The sequence below is a fragment of the Streptomyces incarnatus genome (genome assembly GCF_001027185.1).
GTDB classification, from domain to species: domain Bacteria; phylum Actinomycetota; class Actinomycetes; order Streptomycetales; family Streptomycetaceae; genus Streptomyces; species Streptomyces puniciscabiei.
Map to the genome: position 1 here is coordinate 6,874,223 of NZ_CP011497.1, position 20,998 is coordinate 6,895,220.

20 protein-coding genes are annotated in these 20,998 nt (G+C 72.2%); 14 read left to right on the top strand and 6 right to left on the bottom strand.

Annotation, left to right across the window (positions count from 1 at the left end):
* The first annotated feature begins 289 nt into the window (after positions 1 to 289).
* From infC to pheT, 7 genes are all read left to right on the top strand, one after another.
* Positions 290 to 952 (top strand): translation initiation factor IF-3, encoded by a 663-nt coding sequence (gene infC, locus ABB07_RS31135; RefSeq protein ID WP_208901838.1) that lies wholly within the window; start codon positions 290 to 292, stop codon positions 950 to 952.
* Positions 953 to 1,073: 121 nt separating this feature from the next.
* The gene (gene rpmI, locus ABB07_RS31140; RefSeq protein ID WP_003977225.1) at positions 1,074 to 1,268 is read left to right on the top strand and encodes a 50S ribosomal protein L35; all 195 of its coding nucleotides are present in this window, start codon (positions 1,074 to 1,076) and stop codon (positions 1,266 to 1,268) included.
* Positions 1,269 to 1,365: 97 nt separating this feature from the next.
* Positions 1,366 to 1,749 (top strand): 50S ribosomal protein L20, encoded by a 384-nt coding sequence (gene rplT / locus ABB07_RS31145; protein ID WP_004002577.1) that lies wholly within the window; start codon positions 1,366 to 1,368, stop codon positions 1,747 to 1,749.
* A 198-nt stretch (positions 1,750 to 1,947) separates the two neighbouring features.
* A complete protein-coding gene (locus tag ABB07_RS31150; protein ID WP_208901839.1) occupies positions 1,948 to 2,805 on the top strand; it encodes a TrmH family RNA methyltransferase in 858 nt (285 codons plus the stop codon).
* 50 nt (positions 2,806 to 2,855) lie between these two features.
* Positions 2,856 to 3,992, top strand: a complete 1,137-nt coding sequence (locus ABB07_RS31155) for a sensor histidine kinase (protein ID WP_208901840.1) — start codon at positions 2,856 to 2,858, stop codon at positions 3,990 to 3,992.
* Between the two features lie 134 nt (positions 3,993 to 4,126).
* A complete protein-coding gene (gene pheS, locus ABB07_RS31160) occupies positions 4,127 to 5,248 on the top strand; it encodes a phenylalanine--tRNA ligase subunit alpha (RefSeq protein ID WP_208901841.1) in 1,122 nt (373 codons plus the stop codon).
* Positions 5,248 to 7,770, top strand: coding sequence for a phenylalanine--tRNA ligase subunit beta (pheT, locus tag ABB07_RS31165; RefSeq protein WP_208901842.1), 2,523 nt, complete (start codon positions 5,248 to 5,250; stop codon positions 7,768 to 7,770). The genes pheS and pheT overlap by 1 nt, the downstream gene beginning before the upstream one ends.
* Before the next feature lie 240 nt (positions 7,771 to 8,010).
* On the opposite strand, the gene ABB07_RS31170 is transcribed toward pheT, so the two are convergent.
* Positions 8,011 to 10,404 (bottom strand): ATP-binding protein, encoded by a 2,394-nt coding sequence (locus ABB07_RS31170; RefSeq protein WP_208901843.1) that lies wholly within the window; start codon positions 10,402 to 10,404, stop codon positions 8,011 to 8,013.
* A 180-nt stretch (positions 10,405 to 10,584) separates the two neighbouring features.
* Here ABB07_RS31170 and ABB07_RS31175 point away from each other — a divergent pair, with 180 nt between their 5' ends.
* From ABB07_RS31175 to ABB07_RS31195, 5 genes are all read left to right on the top strand, one after another.
* On the top strand, positions 10,585 to 11,040 hold the full coding sequence (locus tag ABB07_RS31175; protein WP_208901844.1) for a carboxymuconolactone decarboxylase family protein: 456 nt from the start codon (positions 10,585 to 10,587) through the stop codon (positions 11,038 to 11,040).
* An 85-nt stretch (positions 11,041 to 11,125) separates the two neighbouring features.
* Complete coding sequence (locus tag ABB07_RS31180; protein ID WP_208901845.1) at positions 11,126 to 11,596, top strand: iron chaperone; 471 nt, start codon at positions 11,126 to 11,128, stop codon at positions 11,594 to 11,596.
* Positions 11,597 to 11,782: 186 nt separating this feature from the next.
* The gene (locus ABB07_RS31185) at positions 11,783 to 12,874 is read left to right on the top strand and encodes a PP2C family protein-serine/threonine phosphatase (RefSeq protein WP_208901846.1); all 1,092 of its coding nucleotides are present in this window, start codon (positions 11,783 to 11,785) and stop codon (positions 12,872 to 12,874) included.
* A gap of 124 nt (positions 12,875 to 12,998) precedes the next feature.
* On the top strand, positions 12,999 to 14,339 hold the full coding sequence (locus tag ABB07_RS31190; protein ID WP_208901847.1) for an NsdA family TPR-like regulatory protein: 1,341 nt from the start codon (positions 12,999 to 13,001) through the stop codon (positions 14,337 to 14,339).
* 65 nt (positions 14,340 to 14,404) lie between these two features.
* Complete coding sequence (locus ABB07_RS31195; RefSeq protein WP_208901848.1) at positions 14,405 to 14,953, top strand: NUDIX hydrolase; 549 nt, start codon at positions 14,405 to 14,407, stop codon at positions 14,951 to 14,953.
* Positions 14,954 to 15,022: 69 nt separating this feature from the next.
* Here ABB07_RS31195 and ABB07_RS31200 read toward each other — a convergent pair whose 3' ends face one another.
* Positions 15,023 to 15,280 (bottom strand): hypothetical protein, encoded by a 258-nt coding sequence (locus ABB07_RS31200; protein ID WP_208901849.1) that lies wholly within the window; start codon positions 15,278 to 15,280, stop codon positions 15,023 to 15,025.
* Positions 15,281 to 15,472: 192 nt separating this feature from the next.
* Entirely contained in the window at positions 15,473 to 16,348 is an 876-nt protein-coding gene (locus ABB07_RS31205; protein WP_208901850.1) for a 3-hydroxybutyryl-CoA dehydrogenase, read from the bottom strand.
* Positions 16,349 to 16,520: 172 nt separating this feature from the next.
* Here ABB07_RS31205 and ABB07_RS31210 point away from each other — a divergent pair, with 172 nt between their 5' ends.
* A complete protein-coding gene (locus ABB07_RS31210; RefSeq protein WP_208901851.1) occupies positions 16,521 to 17,747 on the top strand; it encodes a glycoside hydrolase family 10-like protein in 1,227 nt (408 codons plus the stop codon).
* Here the strand turns inward: ABB07_RS31210 and ABB07_RS31215 are convergent.
* Both ABB07_RS31215 and ABB07_RS31220 read right to left on the bottom strand, forming a co-directional pair.
* The gene (locus ABB07_RS31215; protein WP_079048525.1) at positions 17,717 to 17,938 is read right to left on the bottom strand and encodes a DUF1918 domain-containing protein; all 222 of its coding nucleotides are present in this window, start codon (positions 17,936 to 17,938) and stop codon (positions 17,717 to 17,719) included. The two genes, ABB07_RS31210 and ABB07_RS31215, sit on opposite strands and share 31 nt — an antisense overlap.
* A 19-nt stretch (positions 17,939 to 17,957) precedes the next feature.
* A complete protein-coding gene (locus ABB07_RS31220; RefSeq protein ID WP_208901852.1) occupies positions 17,958 to 18,869 on the bottom strand; it encodes a DMT family transporter in 912 nt (303 codons plus the stop codon).
* Between ABB07_RS31220 and ABB07_RS31225 the strand changes: the two genes are divergently transcribed.
* Positions 18,868 to 20,301: an aminotransferase-like domain-containing protein gene (locus ABB07_RS31225; RefSeq protein WP_208901853.1), complete on the top strand. Its 1,434-nt coding sequence runs from the start codon at positions 18,868 to 18,870 to the stop codon at positions 20,299 to 20,301. The two genes, ABB07_RS31220 and ABB07_RS31225, sit on opposite strands and share 2 nt — an antisense overlap.
* Here ABB07_RS31225 and ABB07_RS31230 read toward each other — a convergent pair.
* Positions 20,298 to 20,912 (bottom strand): DUF6461 domain-containing protein, encoded by a 615-nt coding sequence (locus ABB07_RS31230; RefSeq protein WP_208901854.1) that lies wholly within the window; start codon positions 20,910 to 20,912, stop codon positions 20,298 to 20,300. The two genes, ABB07_RS31225 and ABB07_RS31230, sit on opposite strands and share 4 nt — an antisense overlap.
* Between the last annotated feature and the right edge of the window lie 86 nt (positions 20,913 to 20,998).

Consider the following 20,998-nt stretch of genomic DNA (forward strand, 5'->3'; position numbering starts at 1 on the left):
CGATCCTGCTAATGTGTTCCACGACCGGCCGAACACTCACGTGCGCGGCCCACAAGTGGAGGCTCCGATCTCCCACCTGACCGTCCCCCGGGACGGCGGGTCACCCGGTCAGGCGGCCACCATCGTTCCGTACGGACGATGGAGTCGCCCGAAAGCGCGCCCCGCGGCATCGCGGCGGTGCTCCGGTAGTGCGTTGGAGCCCCGCCTGTGATCGTCCGGGGCATTTTTTGTGCTTCGGCGCGGTTAGGTCTTACGAAAAGAGACATACGCGGCTGTCCGCCAGACCGCCGTGTGGTGCTACCGAGGAGGATCCATCAGCGCCGAGCCCCGCATCAACGACCGGATTCGCGTTCCCGAGGTGCGACTTGTCGGTCCCAGTGGCGAGCAGGTCGGCATCGTGCCGCTCGCGAAGGCACTGGAGCTTGCGCAGGAGTACGACCTGGACCTGGTCGAGGTCGCGGCGAACGCCCGTCCGCCCGTGTGCAAGCTCATGGACTACGGGAAGTTCAAGTACGAGTCGGCCATGAAGGCCCGTGAGGCGCGCAAGAACCAGGCGCACACGGTCATCAAGGAGATGAAGCTCCGGCCGAAGATCGACCCGCACGACTATGACACCAAGAAGGGTCACGTCGTCCGGTTCCTCAAGCAGGGCGACAAGGTCAAGATCACGATCATGTTCCGTGGTCGCGAGCAGTCCCGGCCCGAGCTGGGCTACCGGCTGCTGCAGCGGCTCGCGGAGGACGTCCAGGACCTCGGTTTCGTCGAGTCGAACCCGAAGCAGGACGGCCGGAACATGATCATGGTCCTCGGTCCGCACAAGAAGAAGACCGAGGCCATGGCCGAGGCCCGCCAGGCGCAGGAGGCCCGCAAGGCCGAGGCGAAGGCGAACCCCGGTCGGTCGCAGAACCCTGCCGAGGCTGAGGCGCCCGCCGAGGAGCCCGCCGAGGCGTGATCCCGGGGGATGTGCGTCGCCGTACGTCCCCGAGGATGTAACCGATAGAAGAGCGACGCTCCACCGTGCCCGGTTTCACGACCGGGCACCGGAGCGCCACCGACGAGGAGATAACGGCGCTATGCCGAAGAACAAGTCGCACAGCGGTGCCAGCAAGCGCTTCAAGATCACCGGCTCCGGCAAGGTGCTCCGCGAGCGCGCCGGCAAGCGCCACCTGCTCGAGCACAAGTCGTCCCGCGTCACGCGTCGCCTCACCGGCAACGCCGAGATGGCCCCGGGCGACGCCGCGAAGATCAAGAAGCTTCTCGGCAAGTGACCTGCGGCGCCGTCTGAGCGCCGTACGTCTGGACCGGGACCGAATCGTTTCCGGGTCGTGTGAGGACCACCACGACCCCGCTACAAGGAGTTAACAAGTGGCACGCGTCAAGCGGGCAGTCAACGCCCACAAGAAGCGCCGGGCGATCCTCGAGCAGGCTTCCGGCTACCGCGGTCAGCGTTCGCGCCTGTACCGCAAGGCCAAGGAGCAGGTCACCCACTCGCTGGTCTACAACTACAACGACCGCAAGAAGCGCAAGGGCGACTTCCGTCAGCTGTGGATCCAGCGCATCAACGCCGCTGCCCGCGCCAACGGCATCACCTACAACCGCTTCATCCAGGGTCTGAAGGCCGCGAACGTCGAGGTCGACCGCAAGATCCTGGCCGAGCTGGCCGTCAACGACGCGGGCGCGTTCGCCGCGCTCGTCGAGGTCGCGCAGAAGGCGCTGCCGTCGGACGTCAACGCGCCCAAGGCCGCGTGACGCTGCGCTGGCTTTAGGCCGACGTTCACTGGACCCGCAGGCTTTATGGCTTGCGGGTCCTGTTGTTGGGGGTTGTGGTGCGATTCGTGCGGCTGCGGGCCGGTGGGGGCTGATCGCGCAGTTCCCCGCGCCCCCTGAAGGGGCGCTGCAGCCCACCGGCGCCACAAAGTGAAGACTTTCTCGAAGGTGAAGAACAGGATGCCCAGCCCCGAGCTGATCTCCCCCCGGTCCGCACGCGTCTCCGCCGCCCGGCGGCTTGCCAAGCGGAACTTTCGGGGGAAGGACCGGCTGTTTCTCGCGGAGGGGCCGCAGGCCGCAAGGGAGGCCGCCGGGCACCGGGGTGCGGACGGCACGCCCACCCTCATGGAGCTGTTCGCCACCGTCGAGGCCGCGGAGCGGTACGCCGACATCGTCGGGGCCGCGCGGGACGCCGGTGCACGGGTGCATCTGGCGTCCGAGGACGTCATCGCCGACATCTCCACCACCGTCACCCCGCAGGGGCTGGTCGGGGTGTGCCGGTTCCTGGACACGCCCTTCGAGGAGGTCCTCGCCGCCCGGCCGAAGCTGGTGGCCGTACTCGCACATGTGCGGGACCCCGGGAACGCCGGGACCGTGCTGCGCTGCGCCGACGCGGCCGGCGCCGAGGCGGTGATCCTCACCGACGCGTCCGTGGACCTCTACAACCCCAAGGCCGTACGCGCCTCCGTGGGCTCCCACTTCCATCTGCCGGTCGCCGTCGGCGTGCCCGTCGAGCGGGCCGTCGAGGGGCTGAAGGACGCGGGGGTGCGCATTCTCGCCGCCGACGGGGCGGGGGACCGCGACCTCGACGAGGAGCTCGACAAGGGCACCATGGGCGGGCCGACCGCGTGGGTGTTCGGCAACGAGGCCTGGGGGCTGCCGGAGGAGACCCGGGCACTCGCGGACGCCGTGGTGCGCGTGCCGATCCACGGAAAGGCCGAGAGCCTGAACCTCGCCACCGCCGCCGCCGTATGTCTCTACGCGTCGGCTCGTGCACAGCGCGCCTCCGGAGGGTGCCGCTCCGTCACCCAGAGCTAGTAGGGTGACCAGCTCGGGGCCCTGCGCGGTCTGAGAGGTGGGGTACGGGGATGAGTGTGGCCGGCACGAGCGCCGCGCCGGAAGGCCGGGACGCGCGGCGTGCACCCGCGCCCCGGCAGGGTGACGACGGCTGCGGTCTCGACCCCGACCAGCTGCCCGACGGCCTCGTCGTCGCCGACGAGCGCGGCCGCGTCGTCTGCTTCAACGCCGCCGCCGCACGGATCACCGCCCAACACCCCGCCGACGCCCTCGGGCAGCCCCTGGAGAAGGCGCTGCCGCTGGAGGACCTGGAGGGCCGCCGCTGGTGGCAGCTCACCGACCCTTACGGGGGCCTCGCGATCCGGGTGCGGCAGCCGGAGCGGAATCTGCTGCTGCCCGGCCAGCGGGAGGTGCTGGTCTCCGCCCGGTATGTGCGCGAGCGGCCCCTGGGGCCCGTCCGGCGGGTGGTCGTCTCCCTGCGGGACACCGAGGCCCGCCGCCGCACCGAGCGCAGCCACGCCGAGCTGATAGCGACGGTCGCCCATGAACTGCGCTCCCCCCTCACCTCCGTGAAGGGCTTCACGGCCACGCTGCTGGCCAAGTGGGAACGCTTCACCGACGACCAGAAGCGGCTGATGCTGGAGACCGTCGACGCCGACGCCGACCGGGTCACCCGGCTCATCGCCGAGCTGCTGGACATCTCGCGGATCGACTCCGGGCGGCTGGAGGTGCGCCGGCAGCCCGTCGACATCGGGGCCGCCGTCTCCCGGCACATCCAGGCCTATGTCGCCGCCGGCCAGCGGGCCGAGCGCTTCCTGCTGCGCATCGAGCAGCCGCTGCCCGGCCTGTGGGCCGACCCCGACAAGATCGACCAGGTGCTCAGCAACCTCATCGAAAATGCCGTGCGGCACGGCGAGGGAACCGTCACCATTGACGTCACGCCCACCGCGTCCCCGCGGGAGGGCGAGGAGTACGGCACGTCGGTCACGGTGAGCGACGAAGGACCCGGCATCCCGGAGGAGTCCATGAACCGCGTCTTCACCCGCTTCTGGCGGGGCAGCAAGCGCGGCGGCACCGGCCTCGGGCTGTACATCGTCAAGGGCATCGTCGAGGCCCACGGCGGCACCATCACGGTCGGCCGCGCCCCCGGCGGCGGCGCCGAGTTCCGATTTACGCTGCCCGTGGCGGCGCCGGCGTATCTCGCCTGACGACCCACGGGCGCATTCGTCTGCCTCCACCCCGTTAGACTCGGCCTTTGGCACCTTTGTGTCCTTCACGCGGCCCTCGCGAGTCGAGTCGGTGACGGGGACCATCCGCCAGCCAATCGGAAGCACGGGAAGAGATGTCGGCACCCAATAAGTCGTACGACCCTGTCGAGGTCGAGGCGTTGAAACCGGAAGAGATCGAGCGCATGCGGGACGAGGCGCTCGCCGCCTTCGCCGCCGCGGACTCCCTCGACGCGCTCCACGAGGCCAAGGTCGCCCACACCGGCCCCGCCTCCCCGCTGGCCCTCGCCAACCGCGAGATCGGCGCCCTGCCCCCGCACGCCAAGGCCGACGCCGGCAAGCGCGTCGGCATGGCCCGCGGCGCCGTCAACAAGGCCCTCGCCGGCCGGCAGGCCGAGCTGGAGGCCGAGCGGGACGCCCGCGTACTGGTCGAGGAGGACGTCGACGTCACGCTGCCGTACGACCGCGTCCCGGCCGGCGCCCGCCACCCGCTGACCACGCTCTCGGAGCGCATCGAGGACATCTTCGTGGCCATGGGCTACGAGGTGGCCGAGGGCCCGCAGGTCGAGGCGGAGTGGTTCAACTTCGACGCCCTGAACATCGGCCCCGACCACCCGGCCCGCGGCGAGGCCGACACCTTCTTCGTGCAAGGTCCGGACGGCGGCACCGAGTCCGGTGTCGTGCTGCGCACGCACACCTCGCCCGTGCAGATCCGCTCGCTGCTCGACCGCGAGCTGCCGGTCTACGTGATCTGCCCCGGCCGCGTGTACCGCACCGACGAGCTGGACGCCACCCACACACCCGTCTTCCACCAGGTCGAGCTGCTCGCCGTGGACGAGGGCCTGACCATGGCGGACCTCAAGGGCACCCTGGACCACATGGTCCAGTCCCTGTTCGGCGAGGGCATGAAGACCCGGCTGCGGCCGAACTTCTTCCCCTTCACCGAGCCGAGCGCCGAGATGGACATGCTCTGCTACGTCTGCAAGGGCGAGTCCGTCGGCAACCCCGACCGGCCCTGCCGGACCTGCTCGTCCGAGGGCTGGATCGAGCTCGGCGGCTGCGGCATGGTCAACCCGCGGGTGCTCACCGCCTGCGGCGTCGACCCGGAGAAGTACAGCGGCTTCGCCTTCGGGTTCGGCATCGAGCGGATGCTGATGTTCCGCCACAACGTCGAAGACATGCGAGACATGGTCGAGGGTGACGTCCGGTTCACCCGGCCGTTCGGGATGGAGATCTGATGCGGGTCCCGCTTTCTTGGCTGCGGGAGTACGTCGACCTGCCGGCGACGGAAACCGGCCGCGACGTCCAGGAGAAGCTCGTCTCGGCCGGGCTCGAGGTCGAGACCGTCGAACAGCTCGGCGCCGACCTCAAGGGCCCGCTGGTCGTCGGCCAGGTGCTGACCATCGAGGAGCTGACGGAGTTCAAGAAGCCGATCCGCTTCTGCACCGTCGACGTCGGCCAGGCCAACGGCACCGGCGAGCCCCAGGAGATCGTCTGCGGCGCCCGCAACTTCTCCGTCGGCGACAAGGTCGTGGTCGTCCTCCCCGGCGCCACCCTCCCGGGCGGCTTCTCCATCTCCGCCCGCAAGACCTACGGCAAGACGTCCCACGGCATGATCTGCTCGGCCGACGAGCTGGGCATGGGCGACGACGGCACCCACGGCATCATCGTGCTGCCGCCGGAGACCGAGGTCGGCAAGGACGCCATCGAGCTGCTGGAGCTGGTCGACGAGGTCCTGGACATCGCCGTCACCGCCAACCGCGGCGACTGCCTGTCCATCCGCGGTGTCGCCCGCGAGGCCGCCATCGCCTACGGCCTGCCGCTGCGCGACCCGGCCCTGATCGACGTACCGGCCCCGAACGCCTACGGCTACCCGGTCCAGGTCGCCGACCCCTTCGGCTGCGACCGCTTCGTCGCCCGCACGGTCACCGGCCTGCGCCCCGAGGCCCGCTCCCCGATCTGGCTGCAGCGCCGGCTGCAGAAGGTCGGCATGCGCCCGATCTCGCTCGCCGTCGACGTCACCAACTACGTGATGATGGAGCTGGGCCAGCCCCTGCACGCCTACGACCGGTCCCTGGTCCAGGGCACCATCGGCGTGCGCCGGGCCCAGGAGGGCGAGAAGCTCGTCACCCTCGACGGCGTCGAGCGCAAGCTGCACGCCGAGGACCTGGTCATCACCGACGACCGCGGGCCCATCGGCCTCGCCGGTGTGATGGGCGGCGCCAACACGGAGATCGCCGACCACGAGGTCACCGAGGACGGCGTCAACGGGACCACCGACGTGGTCATCGAGGCCGCCCACTTCGACGCCGTCGCGATCGCCCGGGCGTCCCGCCGCCAGAAGCTGCTGTCCGAGGCGTCCCGCCGCTTCGAGCGCGGCGTCGACCCGCAGGCCGCCGCCGCGGCGGCGCAGCGCACGGTGGATCTGCTGGTGCTGCTCGCGGGCGGCACGGCCGAGGCGGGCGTCACCGAGATCGTCGCGCCGTCCGCGCCGCACACCATCACCATCCCGGCCGACCACCCCGACAAGGTCGCGGGCGTCGTCTACGGCCGTGAGACCGTCGTCCGCCGCCTGCAGCAGGTCGGCTGTGACGTCTACGGGCAGGACGAGCTGATCGTCACCGTCCCGTCCTGGCGGCCCGACCTGGTCGACCCGAACGACCTCGCCGAGGAGGTCATCCGCCTCGAGGGCTACGAGAACCTGCCCTCCACGCTGCCCAAGCTCCCCTCGGGCCGTGGCCTGACCCACCGCCAGCGGCTGCACCGCCGGGTCGGCCGCGCGCTGGCCGGCGCGGGCTATGTCGAGGCGCCGAACTACCCCTTCGTCGGCGAGCAGGTCTTCGACCAGCTCGGCCTGGCGGCCGACGACCCGGCCCGCCGCGTCGTCAAGCTGGTCAACCCGCTCAGCGACGAGGAGCCCGCGCTGCGGACGACGCTGCTGCCGGGCCTCCTCGGTGCCCTGCGGCGCAACGACGGCCGGGGCTCGCACGACCTGGCGCTGTTCGAGACCGGGCTGGTGTTCCACCCCGGTGCGGAGCAGCGGGTCGCCACGCACCTGCCCGTCGACCGGCGTCCCACCGACGAGGAGATCGCCGCGCTGAACGCCGCGCTGCCCGAGCAGCCGCGGCACGTGGCCGTCGTCCTCACCGGTGCCCGCGAGCAGGCCGGCTGGTGGGGCAAGGGCCGGCCGGCGGACTGGGCCGACGCGGTGGAGGCGGCGCGCGCCGTCGCCCGTGAGGCCGGTGCCGAACTGATCGTCCGCAAGGGCCAGTACGGCCCCTGGCACCCCGGCCGCTGTGCCGAGCTGGCGGTCGTCGCCGACGGCACCGAGCAGGTCGTCGGCCACGCGGGCGAGCTGCACCCGCGGGTGCTGAAGGCGCTCGGACTGCCCGAGCGGACCTGCGCGATGGAGCTGAACCTGGACGCCCTGGAGGCGGTGGGTGACGGCGCCCCGCAGGCGCCGGGCATCTCCACGTTCCCGGTCGCCACGCAGGATGTCGCGCTCGTGGTCGACAGGCCCGTCCCCTCCGGGGAGGTCGAGGCGGCGCTGCGTGCCGGTGCGGGTGAACTCCTCGAGTCCATCCGGCTGTTCGACGTGTACGAGAACGCGGAGCAGCTGGGCGAGGGGAAGAAGTCGCTGGCGTACGCGTTGCGCTTCCGCGCGGCTGACCGGACGCTGACGGTGGACGAGGCGTCGGCGGCTCGGGATGCGGCGGTTGCCCTCGCGGGCGAGCGGACCGGGGCGGTGCTTCGGGGCTAGTCGCCGTTGGGGTTTCTGTTGTCGGCCGGCTGCGGGTTTCGTCGTGGCCGGTCGCGCCCACGCGGCGGAGCCGCATATCAGACACAGCCCCGCGCCCCTTTGGGGCGCCGCAGTGCCGCCGCCGCTGCGGGCAGTCGTGCCGCTGGGGCGGCACGGGTGGGCGGTGGGGGTCCCCCCGCTCGAGCGAAGCCGAGAGTGGGGGAGGCACCCCGCACGCGCGGGCAAGCGCCCCCCGGGCAGTCAGCCGGCCGTGAGCTCCTGGATACCGTCGCGCGCCAGTGCCTCCTCGTGCTGGTTGCCGAGCCTCCGGGCCAGTTCCAGGGCCTCGCGGTGCAGCCGTAGCGCCTCTTCCGGGTGGCCCGCGAGGCGGTGCGTCTCGGCGTAGCCGTTGAGGAAGTGGATCTTCCAGTGTTCCTCGAACAGCTCGTCCAGCAGGGCGAACGCCTCCCGGTGGCTGGCCAGGGCCTCCTCGTAGCGGCCCATCTGCCGCAGTGCCACGCCCATGCAGTTGAGGCACCACGCCTGGTTGTTGAGGTGCCCGTCCTCGCGGGCCAGCGTCAGGGCCTGGCGCAGTTGCTCCGCCGACTCCTCCGGGTCCTCCCGCGCGACGGCCAGGCCGAGCGTGATCCGGGCGGTCAGGCCGGGCGGCCACGCGGCGTCGGTGTGGGCGAGGTCCAGCACCTGCCGGGCCAGTCGGGCCGCCTCCTCGCGGTGTCCCAGCTGGAGCAGGGTCCAGGCCTCCGACGCGGCCGCGTGGGCCGCTCCCGTCGGGCAGCCGGCCTGTTCGTACAGCTTGCCGGCCAGCCGGAAGAGCTCCAGCGGCTCCTCCACCTGGCCCGCGTCCCAGCTCAGATAGCCGCGGCGGACGGCGAGTTCGGCCTCCGCCCGGGCGTCGCCGGTCCGGGACAGTCCCGTCCTCGCCGCCTCGTACGCCGCGGCGGCCTCCGCCATGCGGCCCGCGTTGTAGCGTGCGTAGCCCAGATCGCTGTGGGCCTCGGCCAGTTGCACCGGATCGTCCAGGCGCTCGGCGGCGGCCAGCGACCGCTCGAAGAGGACGTTGAGATGCGTCGTGCCGCAGCGCCGCGCGAAGTAGGCCCGCAGAAAGCGCGGCAGCTCGCACACGTGCACGTCGGCCCCGACGGCGGCCGCCGTCTCGAAGGCCGCCATCAGGTTGCCGTACTCCGTGACGAACCAGGCGAAGGCCGTGTTCTTGTCCCTGAACTGCGGCAGCTCGGTCGGCCGGTGCCCGGCGGAGGGAGCCCGGCCGGGTGACAGGAACGGCATGGCGGCGTCGGCGGCGGCCGCCGCGTGCACGTAGTAGTCGAGCACCCGGCCCAGGGCCCGCTCCCGGTCCGCCGCCGCGTCCTGTTCGGCCGCGGCCCGTCGCGCGTGCTGGTGCACCAGGTCGTGCAGCCGGTAGCGGCCCACCGTCGGCTGCTGGACGAGGTGCGCGTCGAGCAGGTCCTCCAGCATCGCCCGGGCGCTGTGCAGCGGCACGTCCGCCAGCGCCGCCGCCACGTACTCGTCGAAGGACTCCCCGGGCAGCAGCCCCAGCAGCCGGAACAGCCGCGCCTGGGCCCGGTTCAGCTGCCGTACCGACATCGCGAACGCCGCGCTGAACGCGGCGTCGAACTCGCCCGCGCCCTGCGCCATCCGCTCGGCGAGGACACCCACGGTCCAGCCGGGCCGGTGCCGCAGCCGCGCCCCGGCCAGCCGCAGGGCCAGCGGCAGATGGCCGCACAGCCGCAGCACCTCGGCGGCGGACCCGGGATCGCGGGCCAGCCGGCCGTCGGGCCCGTCGGGGTCGCCGCTGGCCCGGGCCAGCAGCCGGGCGCTCTCCTCGGGGCTGAGCACGTCGAGCGAGACCGGGGGCACCTCGTCCAGTCCGAGGAGCCGGTTGCGGCTGGTGACCAGCGCGACGGAGGGACCGGCGCCGGGCAGCAGCGGGCGCACCTGTTCGGCGTCGGCGGCGTTGTCGAGGACCACGACGACCCGCCGGCCGGCCAGTTCCGACCGCCAGCAGGCGGCCAGTTGCTCCAGCCCGTCCTGCGGGACCTTCTCGGACGGCACGTCGAGCGCGCCGAGCAGCATGCGGAGCGCGGCGTCGGGGTCGAGCGGCGGCCGGCCCTCGGTGAAGCCGTGCAGGTCGACATAGAGCTGTGCGTCGGGGAAGCCGGCGGTGAGCCGGTGTGCGGCGTGCACCGCCAGACAGGTCTTGCCGACGCCCGCCATGCCGTCCACGGAGACCGCCCCATGGCTCTCGACGGCGGCCAGCACGGCGGCCAGCTGCTCCTCGCGCCCGGTGAAGTCGGGCACGTCGCGCGGCAGGTCGTTGCGCGCCGGCGGGCGGCCCTGCCGGGTGCTCTTCGGAGGCGCGGGCAGGGGGTTCGAGGCCCGCTCCCACACCGGGCGCAGCGGGCGGGGGTCGCGCTTGACGAGCCGGCAGAGGGCCACCACCGCGGGCCAGGGCGGCACGGTCTGCCCGTTGAGGTAGCGCGAGAGCGACGAGGAGCTGATGCCGGTGTCCCGCGCGAGGGCCCGCACACCCAGCCCGGACACCTCCTGGAGCAGACGCAGCCGGGCCGCCAGCTCCTCCTGAGGGTCGTTCTTCGCCGTCCGTTCGTGCGCCCGCACCGTTCCCCCCGTCGTCGTGTCCCGTGCCGACGGAAGTCTTCCGGCCCAAGTCGCCGCTGGTCAAGGCTGTTTGAGGTGTCCCACGGTGTCCCATCGCCGTGGTCCGGGCGCGCGGTTGGCGCTGGTATGGAGTCACGCCCCGACGACAGCGGGGCACCGGCCACCGAAGGAGCGACCGAGATGCAGTCCCGTATGCAGAACCCCGCCGTCGTCCTGTCCGACGCGATGCAGCCCATCCAGCAGCTGTTCAAGGCCGTGCACTCCGGCGGAGTGGACCCGCAGACGCTGGAGCTGGTCCATCTGCGGGTCAGCCAGATCAACGGGTGCAGCGCCTGCGTCGACGCCGGCGCCAAGGCGGCCCGCAAGGCGGGAGTGAGCGACGAGCGGCTGGCCACGGTCGCCGCCTGGCGGGAGGCCCCGTACTTCACCGACGAGGAGCGGGCGGCCCTCACGCTGGCCGAGGCCGCGACGCGGCTGGCCGACCGTCCCGACGCGGTGAGCGACGAGGTCTGGGACACCGCCGCCACCTACTACGACGAGAAGCAGCTGGCCGCGCTCGTGCTCATGATCGGCGTCACCAACCTGTTCAACCGGCTCAACGCCACCACCCGCCAGATCGCCGGCGCGTGGGGCTGACCCCACCGTCCCCCGTCCCACTCTCACGCAGCCGAAGAAACCGAAGAAACCGAAGAAAACCCAAGGAAACTGAAGGAAACCCGCCATGAACGACGCACAGAAGACCGCCCGCCGCACCACCGCCGCCGCCGGGGGATTCACGGACGAGGAACGAGCGGCGATGAAGGAACGGGCCAAGGAGGTCAAGGCGTCCGCGCGCGGCGCGTCGCGCGCCGCCAGGGCGGCGGAGGACGAGGCCGCCGTGCTCGCCAAGATCGCCGAGATGCGGGACCCGGACCGGGTCATGGCCGAACGGATCCACGCCGTGGTCAAGGCCGCCGCGCCCGAGCTCGCGCCGAAGCTCTGGTACGGGATGCCCGCGTACGCCCGGGACGGCAAGGTCGTCTGCTTCTTCCAGAGCGCGGAGAAGTTCACGTCGCGCTACGCGACCTTCGGCTTCAGCGACCGGGCGAACCTCGACGAAGGCACCATGTGGCCCGCCTCCTACGCCCTGAAGGACCTGACCGCCGCCGACGAGGCGAGGCTCGGCGAGCTCGTGAGGAAGGCCGTCGGCTGAGGCCCCGGGGAGGGGTTCACCCCGTCGGCGAGCTGCATAAATGCGGGTTGACCGGCGCGGGCTCACTCGTTCGGGTGGGAACCGGCGGCGATCTGGTCCTCCCGGGCCATGCCCTCGACAGAATCGGACCGGCCTTTCGGGGTCGGTCCGTCCGCTCTTTCAGGGCCCACATGGGGGACCAGTGGCATGATCCGCATCAAGGCACGGGCACCCACCGCGCGGGCGGCCGTACTGCCCACGGTCTGGGGAGCCGTGGCGGTCGCCTACAAGTTCGGCTGCCCGCTCGCCCAGCAGAACGGCCTCGGCGCGCGCATCGTCACCAGCGCCGTCTTCTTCGCCGTCGGCACCGGGCTGATAGCCCATGTCCGGCGCGCGCTGCTGCGGGAGCTGCGGCAGGCCCGCCGGGTGGCGCGGGCCGCGCAGAGCGTCGTACTGCGTCCCCTGCCGCCGCGCCTCGACGGGCTGCACGTCGCGGCCGCCCAGCTGTCCGCGGACCGGGGCGCGAGCGTCGGCGGCGACCTGTACGAGGCGATCGCCACCGAGCACGGGGTGCGGGTGGTGATGGGCGACGTACGCGGGCACGGTCTCGCCGCGCTCGGCACGGTCGCCGCCGTCCTCGGCAGCTTCCGCGAGGCCGCGCACGACGAGCCCGAACTCGGCGGCGTCCTCGCCCGGTTGGACCGCGCCCTCGCCCGCCACCTGCGGGAACGCGCCCGCGCCGAACACCCCGCGCACGGTAGCCAGGAGCCGGACCAGCCGGTCGCCGAGGAGTTCGTCACCGTCCTGCTCCTGGAGATCGACCGCGACGGCCGGCTGCGCGCCCTCAACTGCGGTCATCCATGGCCGTATCTGCTCAGCGGCACCAGCGTCGAACCGCTGACGCGCGCCGACCCGCTTCCGCCGCTGGGCCCTTTCCCGCTCCCGGCCGAACTGGAGGTTCAGGTCTGCGGTCAGCTGCTCCCGGGTGAGTCCCTGGTCCTCTTCACGGACGGGGTGGAGGACGCGAGGGACGGCCGGGGCCGGTTCTTCTCGCTGCCGGGCACCCTGAGCGAAGTCGTGCAGGATCACCCCGTCTCTCCCCAGACGGTCCTGCGCACCGTGTTCAGGGCGCTCCTGCACCACACGAGCGGCAAACCCGCGGACGACACAGCACTACTGGTCCTGCGGAACGATCGAACCCGGGGCGAGCCTTCCTGCCCAGGCGTGCGGCACCCCAGGAGTCGACCCGGCCAAGCCACCGCTTTTCGAGGGGGAGCCGGCGGCTTGGCCGGCACCTAAGTCAATCGGTTCAGCACGCTGAGCGACACCGCATGCACGCTACGGATGCGGGCACTCCGTTCACACCCCGTGTGAAAGCGAGCGCACTACGCTGAACCGCACCAGGCCACCCGGGGGGCATCCCATGCAGCCCAACACTCTGCTCGACGCGATCCTGGACGAGGCGGGGATCTCGCACGCGGGCCTCGCCGCCCACGTCAACCAGGCGGGCCGGAAACGGGGCCTCGCGCTCCGGTACGAACACACCGCCGTGGCACGGTGGCTGAAGGGCCAGCGGCCGCGCGGCCAGGTGCCGGACCTGATCTGTGAGGTGCTCGCCGCCCGCCTGCACCGTCCCGTCACCCTCGACGACATCGGCCTGGGCGTGCCCGGCGAGCCCAGCACCCCGCACGCCGGCTCACTGAACGGCTTCGTGGAGCGGGCGACCGCCCTGTGGCGCTCCGACGAACAGCAGCGGCCGCATGTGCTGGGCGCCCCCGCCGTCACCGGCACCCCGGCCGTCATGCCGGTCTGGGAGTGGGAGAACCCGCCCGAGGACGTCGACGTCTCCCGCGGCGGCCGGCACCGGGTCACCGCGGCCGACATCGAGATGCTGCGCGCCGCGCGGACGCACTACGAGCAGATGTACCGCAAGGCCGGCGGCATCGCGACCCGCACCAGGATCGTCGGCTTCCTCAACGCGGAGGCCGCGCCGCTGCTGCGCGGCAGCTACACCGACGCCACCGGACGCCAACTGCACCGCGCCACCGGCGGGTTGGTGGCGGTCGCGGGGATCTGCGCGTACGACTCCGACGCCCACGGTCTCGCCCAGCGCTACTTCCACCAGGCGCTGCGGCTGGCGAAGGCCAGCGGGGACCGGGGCCTCGGCGCGTACGTCATAGCGCTGCTGGTCAACCAGTCGCTGTTCATGCGCGAGTACCGGCAGGCGGTCGCCTTCGCCGAGGCCGCGCTGCGGGCCGCCGGCAAGCACATCACCCCGGCGCTCGCCTCCGACCTGTACGCGATGCAGGCCAAGGCGTACGCCCACCTCGGCGACTCCGCGGGCGCCCTGTCCTGCATCCGGCGCGCGGAGGCGGAGGCGGAGCGGATCCGGCGCGGATACGAGCCCGACGAGACCGGGTACGTCCAGCCGGGCCTGGTCAATGTGCAGGTGGCCGAGGCACTGCTCAGCCTCGGCGAGCTGGCCGCCGCCCGGGAGCATGCGGCGGAGGCGGTGGACAACCCGGCCCACGACCGGGGCCGGGTGCACCGGCTGGCCATGCTGAGCACCATCGAGCTGCGCCAGGGCAACGCCGACAAGGCGGTGGTCACCGCCGTGCAGATGGCCGAGCAGGCACGCGGAATGGAGTCCCAGCGGCTGCGCGACAGACTCCGCGCGGTACGCGAACACCTGGTGCGCTGTGGCTCGGCCGGCACCGCCGAGGCCGCCGAACTCATCGACGGGGCACTGCGCGTACCGCTGTAGGCCCCCTGTGGGTGCACAGTCCCTGCTGCGATATTGCCACTTAGTCGTCGGAAGGTGGCAGAACCGTGCAGTGGACGAAACAGAGCGAACAAACTGTGTACGCAAACCGCTGGTTCAGCGTCAATCTCGCAGATGTCGAGCTGCCGGACGGCCGGCACCTGGACCACTTCCTGATCCGGCTGCGGCCGGTGGCCGTGGCCACCGTGGTCAACGAGGCCAACGAGGTGCTGCTGCTGTGGCGGCACCGCTTCATCACCGACAGCTGGGGCTGGGAACTGGCCGCGGGGGTCGTCGAGGACGGCGAGGGCATAGCCGGCGCGGCCGCCAGGGAACTGGAGGAGGAGACCGGCTGGCGGCCGGGGCCCCTGCACCACCTGATGACCGTGGAGCCGTCCAACGGCCTGACCGACGCCCGGCACCACATCTACTGGTCCGACCAGGGCGAGTACATCGGCCATCCCGTGGACGACTTCGAGTCGGACCGCCGGGAATGGGTCCCGCTCAAGCTCGTTCCCGACCTGATCGCCCGTGGGGAGGTCCCGGCCGCCAACATGGCGGCCGCGTTACTCCTGCTGCACCACCTCAGGCTCGCCGAGGGCCAGGCGCTTCGCTGAGGGTGCCGCGACGAGCCGTCGGCGCTGATGCCGCGATGAGCCGTCGGCCGTCCGCAGCGCCGTCGCGGCTCACCGCCCCAGCGCCTGCCAGACCGTCACCACCAGCGCGCCCAGCGCTGTCAGGACGGCGAGCGAGGGCAGGGGCCAGCGTGCGTGTTCCAGCGAGGTCATGCGGGAGTTCAGCTCGTCCAGCTCCTTGGCGGTCTCCTCGGTGCGATGCGTGAGCAACGCCAGCCCTCCCTCGACTCGGGTGTAGGCCACATCGAGGCGGCGTCGTAACTCTGCGAGTTCTCCGTGGACCACAGGATGCTCCGGGTCGGCGGTCACGGGTCCGCTCCTTTCGGTGGTCGAATGGGTGGTTCCGCATTCCTTGCATGCGCATGCTGAGTCAACTCGCCTGGTGGGCGCGTGGGGAGCGTGTGCGAGGGGCATATGCGTGCCCGGCGCGCACACGGTGTGTGAAACAGACGGGCCCGGCACCGGGTTCGGTGCCGGGCCCGCAGGCGTCGCTCTGTGTGATCAGCCGTAGGTGTAGAAGCCCGAGCCGGTCTTCCGCCCCAGCCGGCCCGCCTCGACCATGCGCTGCAGCAGCGGGGGAGCGGCGTACAGGGGCTCCTTGTACTCGGCGTACATGCTGTTGGCGATGGAGACGATGGTGTCCAGGCCGATCAGGTCGGACAGCTTCAGCGGGCCCATCGGGTGGGCGCAGCCCATCTCCATGCCGTTGTCGATGTCCTCGCGGCTGGCGATGCCGGACTCGAACATCCGGATCGCGGAGAGCAGGTAGGGCACGAGCAGCGCGTTGACCACGAAGCCGGAGCGGTCCTGGGCGCGGATGGCGTGCTTGCCGAGCACCTTCTCGGCGAAGACCTGGGCGCGGCTGAGGGTGCCCTCGGAGGTGGTGAGCGCGGGGATCAGCTCGACCAGCTGCTGCACCGGGGCCGGGTTGAAGAAGTGGATGCCCACCACGTGGTCCGGGCGGGAGGTGGCGACCGCCAGCTTCACCAGCGGGATCGAGGAGGTGTTGGAGGCGAGGATCGCGTCCGGGCGGGTCACCACCTGGTCCAGTACCTGGAAGATCTCCGTCTTCACCGGCTCGCTCTCCACCACGGCCTCGATCACCAGGTCGCGGTCGGCGAACTCGCCGAGGTCGGTGGTGAAGGTGAGCCGCGCCTGGGTGGCGTCCCGCTCCTCCTCGGTGATCTTGCCGCGCTCGGCGGCCTTGGCCAGGGAGCCGAACAGCCGGGTACGGCCGATCTCCAGGGCCTCGCCGGTGGTCTCGGCGACCTTCACGTCCAGTCCTGCGCGGGCGCACACCTCGGCGATGCCCGCGCCCATCTGGCCGCAGCCCACGACTCCGACGCGCGCAATGTCTCCCGCTGGGATGCCCGTCACATCGTTCCCTTCGCTGGTTCTCCGGCTCGCTCGCAGGAAGTCCGGGTCTCGGCGCCTGCTCCGTTCGAGCACGTTACCGTCAAGTATCGATGATCGATCGGCCGGGTGGGTGCATCCTGGGGCGCGAAACGATCCGTGACGTAGCGGATCCGGAGCGTATGGGGGTGTGCGGATGGGGGAGCTCTCGCGGCGGGCCTTCACCCTGGCGGCGCTGTCGTCCCTGGCCATGGGACCGAGCGCGGCGGCGGCAGCCGGTCAACGGCCCCGCGCGGCCGCCGAGATGCGCGGCGTGTGGCTCGCGACCGTGTCCAACCGGGACTGGCCGTCCCGGCCCGGGCTCACGGCCGCCGCGCAGCGGGCGGAGCTCATCGCCCACCTCGACCGGGCGGCCCGGGACCGGCTCAACACGGTGATCTTCCAGGTACGGCCCACCGCCGACGCCCTGTGGCCGTCACCGTACGAGCCCTGGTCCGAGTACCTCACCGGCACCCAGGGCCGCAGCCCCGGCTGGGACCCGCTGGGCACCGCGGTGCGGGAGGCCCACCGCCGGGGCCTGGAACTGCACGCCTGGTTCAATCCGTACCGGATCGCCAACCACACCGACCTCAGCAGGCTCGCCGCCTCGCACCCGGCGCGCAGACACCCCGACTGGGTGGTGCCCTACGGCGGGAAGCTCTACTACAACCCCGGCCTGCCCGAGGTCCGCGCCTTCGTCCAGAAGGCGATGCTCGACGCGGTCGCCCGCTACCCGGTCGACGCCGTGCACCTCGACGACTACTTCTACCCGTATCCGGTCGCCGGGCAGACCTTCGACGACGATGACGCCTACGACCGCTACGGCGGCGACTTCGCCGACCGGGCCGCCTGGCGGCGGGACAACATCAACAGGCTGGTGAAGGAGATGGCCGCCGGCATCAGGAAGGCCCGGCCCGGCACCCGTTTCGGGATCAGCCCCTTCGGGGTGTGGCGCAACGCCTCGACCGATCCCCGCGGCTCGGACACGCGGGCGGGCGTGCAGACGTACGACGACCTGTGCGCGGACACCCGTACCTGGGTGCGCAGCCACTGGATCGACTACATCGTCCCGCAGCTGTACTGGAACATCGGCTTCGCCGCCGCCGACTACGCGAAGCTGGTCGACTGGTGGGCGGCGGTCGCGAAGGGCACGAAGACACACCTGTACATCGGCGAGGCCCTGTACAAGGCCGGGGCCGCCGGGCAGCCCTCGGCCTGGCAGGACCCGGTCGAGCTGTCCCGGCACCTCACCCTCGCCGCCGGGTACCCGCAGGTGCGCGGGCACGTGTTCTTCGCCGCCGCGGACGTCGCGGCCGATCCGATCGGGGCGATGTCACGGGTGATCACCGACCACTACGGGCGATCGGCGAAGCCGCCCCGCTGATCCCTCTCCTCCCGGTGCTTGACCTGGCAGTCGGGTCCGGGGGACATGATCGCCTCGTGTCCGTCCTTGAACTTCACGCGGTAGGGCGGGCTGCCCTCGGCACCCAGTACTTCGACTACTTCCGATTCCTGGTCGTGTTGGCCGACCACCCTGCCGTGCTGGACAAGACGGTCGCCCTTGGATGCACGCATCTGCAGGCCCTCCTCATGATCACGACCGCTGTGTGACGGCGATGCACACGAGCACGGCGACGGCGGTCACCGGAGCGGCCGCCGTGAAGTGCTCGCCCAGCAGCAGCGCCGACCACACCAGTGTGAGCAGCGGCTGGGCCAACTGCAACTGGCTGGCCCGGGGGATGCCGATGACCGCCATCCCCCGGTACCAGACGACCAGGCCGAGGAACTGCGAGCCCAGCGCCACCCACAGCAGACCGGCGATGCCGTGCCCGGTGAGCCGAACGGGTTCGTACGTCAGCGCCAGCGCGGCGGCCGGCACGCTCAGCGGCAGGCACAGCACCAGCGCCCAGCCGATCACCTGCCAGCCCGGCATGACCCGGGCCAGCCGGCCGCCCTCGGTGTAGCCGGCCGCGCACACCAGCAGGGCCGCGAAGAGATATCCGTCGGCGGCCGTGAGCGCGCCGCCGCTCTGCCCGACGGTGAAGGCGACCACGGCGGCCGCACCCGCCAGCGCCGCCAGCCAGAACCGGCGCGAGGGGCGGCTGCCGGTGCGCAGGGCCGAGAACACGGCGGTGGTCAGCGGCAGCAGTCCCACCACGACGGCGGCGTGCGCGGTGGTGGAGGTCTGCAGGGCGAGCGTCGTCAGCAGGGGGAAGCCCAGCACGACACCGGCGGCGACGACGGCGAGCCCCGGCAGATGCCGGCGCTCGGGCAGCGGAACCCGCAGTACGAGCAGGCAGCCACCCGCGACGAGCGCGGCGAGCACGCTGCGCACGGCCACCAGCGACCAGGGGCCGAAGCCCTGCAGGCCCCACGCCGTGGCCGGGAAGGTCAGCGAGAAGGAGGCGACGCCGAGGGCGGCGAGACCGGTGCCGAGACCGCGACGCTCCCGGTCGAAGCCGACCGCTATCGGGCTCGGAGCAGTAGCGCTACTCTGTGTTCTCATGCACCAGCGTAGCAGTGTCACTGAACTGGCAGAACACCTCCGGCGCGACCTCGACCGCTACTCTCCGGGTGGAAAGCTGCCGTCGAGCCGGGAGCTGGTCGAGCGGTTCCACGTCAGCCCGGTGACCGTCTCGCGCGCCCTCGCCCAGCTGGCCGCCGAGGGCCTGGTGGTCACCCGGCCCGGGGCGGGCGCCTTCCGGGCCCGGCCGCGCGCGACCGAGGCCCCGGCCGGCGACACCTCCTGGCAGGAGGTCGCGCTGAGCGCGGACGGCGCCGCCGAACTCGTACCGCGCACGGTGGACGCCTCCGGGGTCACGGTCTCCCTGGCCGCGCCGCCGCCCGGCGTGCTGGAGTTCAACGGCGGCTATCCGCACCCCTCCCTCCAGCCGGAGCGCGCCATGGCGGCGGCCCTGGCCCGGGCCGGGCGGCGGCCGGGCGCCTGGGGCAGGCCGCCGCTGGAGGGACTGCCGGAGCTGCGGGAGTGGTTCGCCCGCGGGATCGGCGGGGCCGTCACCGCGGCCGAGGTGCTGATCGCGGCCGGCGGCCAGTCCGCCCTGGCCACCGCCCTGCGCGCCCTCGCCCAGCCCGGCGCCCCCGTCCTGGTCGAGTCGCCCACCTACCCCGGCATGCTGGCCCTCGCCCGCGCGGCCGGACTGCGTCCCGTCCCGGTGCCCGTCGACCCCGACGGGGTACGGCCCGACCTGCTCGCCGACGCCTTCCGGGCCAGCGGCGCCCGGGTGTTCGTCTGCCAGCCCCTGTTCCAGAACCCCACCGGTGCCGTGCTGGCCCCCGACCGGCGCGCCGAGGTACTGCGCATCGCCCGCGAGGCCGGCGCCTTCGTCGTCGAGGACGACTTCGTACGGCGGCTGGTGCACGCCGACTCGGGCCCGCTGCCCCGCCCGCTCGCCGCCGACGACCCGGACGGCGTGGTCGTGCACGTCGGCTCGCTGACCAAGGCGACCTCGCCCAGCTTCCGGGTGAGCGCCCTGGCCGCGCGCGGCCCGGTGCTGGAACGCCTGCGCGCCATCCAGGTGGTGGACAGCTTCTTCGTCCCCCGGCCCCTCCAGGAGGCGGCCCTGGAACTGGTCGGCTCCCCGGCCTGGCCCCGCCATCTGCGGGCGCTGTCGGCCGAGTTGAAGGACCGTCGCGACGCGATGACGGCCGCGCTCGCCCTGCACCTGCCCGAACTCGCCCTGCCGCACGTCCCGTCCGGCGGCTACCACCTCTGGCTCCGGCTGCCCGAAGGCGCCGACGAGTCGGCACTGACCGCGGCCGGCCTCCGCGCGGGCGTCGCCCTCACCCCCGGCCGCCCCTACTTCAGCGCCGAACCCCCGGCCCCGCACCTGCGGTTGAGCTTCGCCGCCGTCGCCGGCACGGGGGAGATCACCGAGGGCGTACGGCGGCTGCGGGCGGCCTGTGACGAGGTGTTCTAGGGCACGGTGACCAGGGCGCAGGTGAACTCCAGCGACCCGAACAGCTCCGGGGTCAGCCGGACTCCGGAGATCCGGTGGGCGAGCGCGAAGGCGGCCTCGGTGTGCCCGGTGAAGTCCCGCTCGTCGTCCGCTCTCAGGTCGAAGCCGGACTCCCGCATCTCGGTGAGGAGTCCGTCGGGGTCGGTGCCATGGCGCTGAGCGGGGAACAGCGGCTCGAAGCCGAGACGTATCTCGCCGTCCTCCGACCAGTAGAAGCTGTCCACCGCGTTGACGTTCCGGAAGTGCGAGACCACCGTACGGCCCCGGCTGACGGGATCCATCAGTTCGGAGCGGTTGCCCACGTACCCGTTGTACTCGACCATCAGCGTCCAGTCGCCGACGGCCGCGACACCGACGAGCAGCCGGTCGTCCTCGTACTCGTCCCAGGCGTCGTACGACGGCTCGGCCAGCGCCGCCACCCCGGTCACCCGCCCGTCGGGTTCCGCCCGCAGCTCCCGCAGCAACCGGTCGGGTGTCATGTCCTGCACCAGCGTGACGCAGTAGGCCTCCAGGAGGTCCTGGTGCCGCTCCCTGAGCCAGCCGTAGTCGGCGGCCGTCGTGATCTCGGTCATGGGTGCAGCATGCCAGGGACCACTGACAACGCCGGGCGCGAGAGGCCGGGCGCCCGGCCGCTGGTCGCGGGGCACGGGGAGCGCGT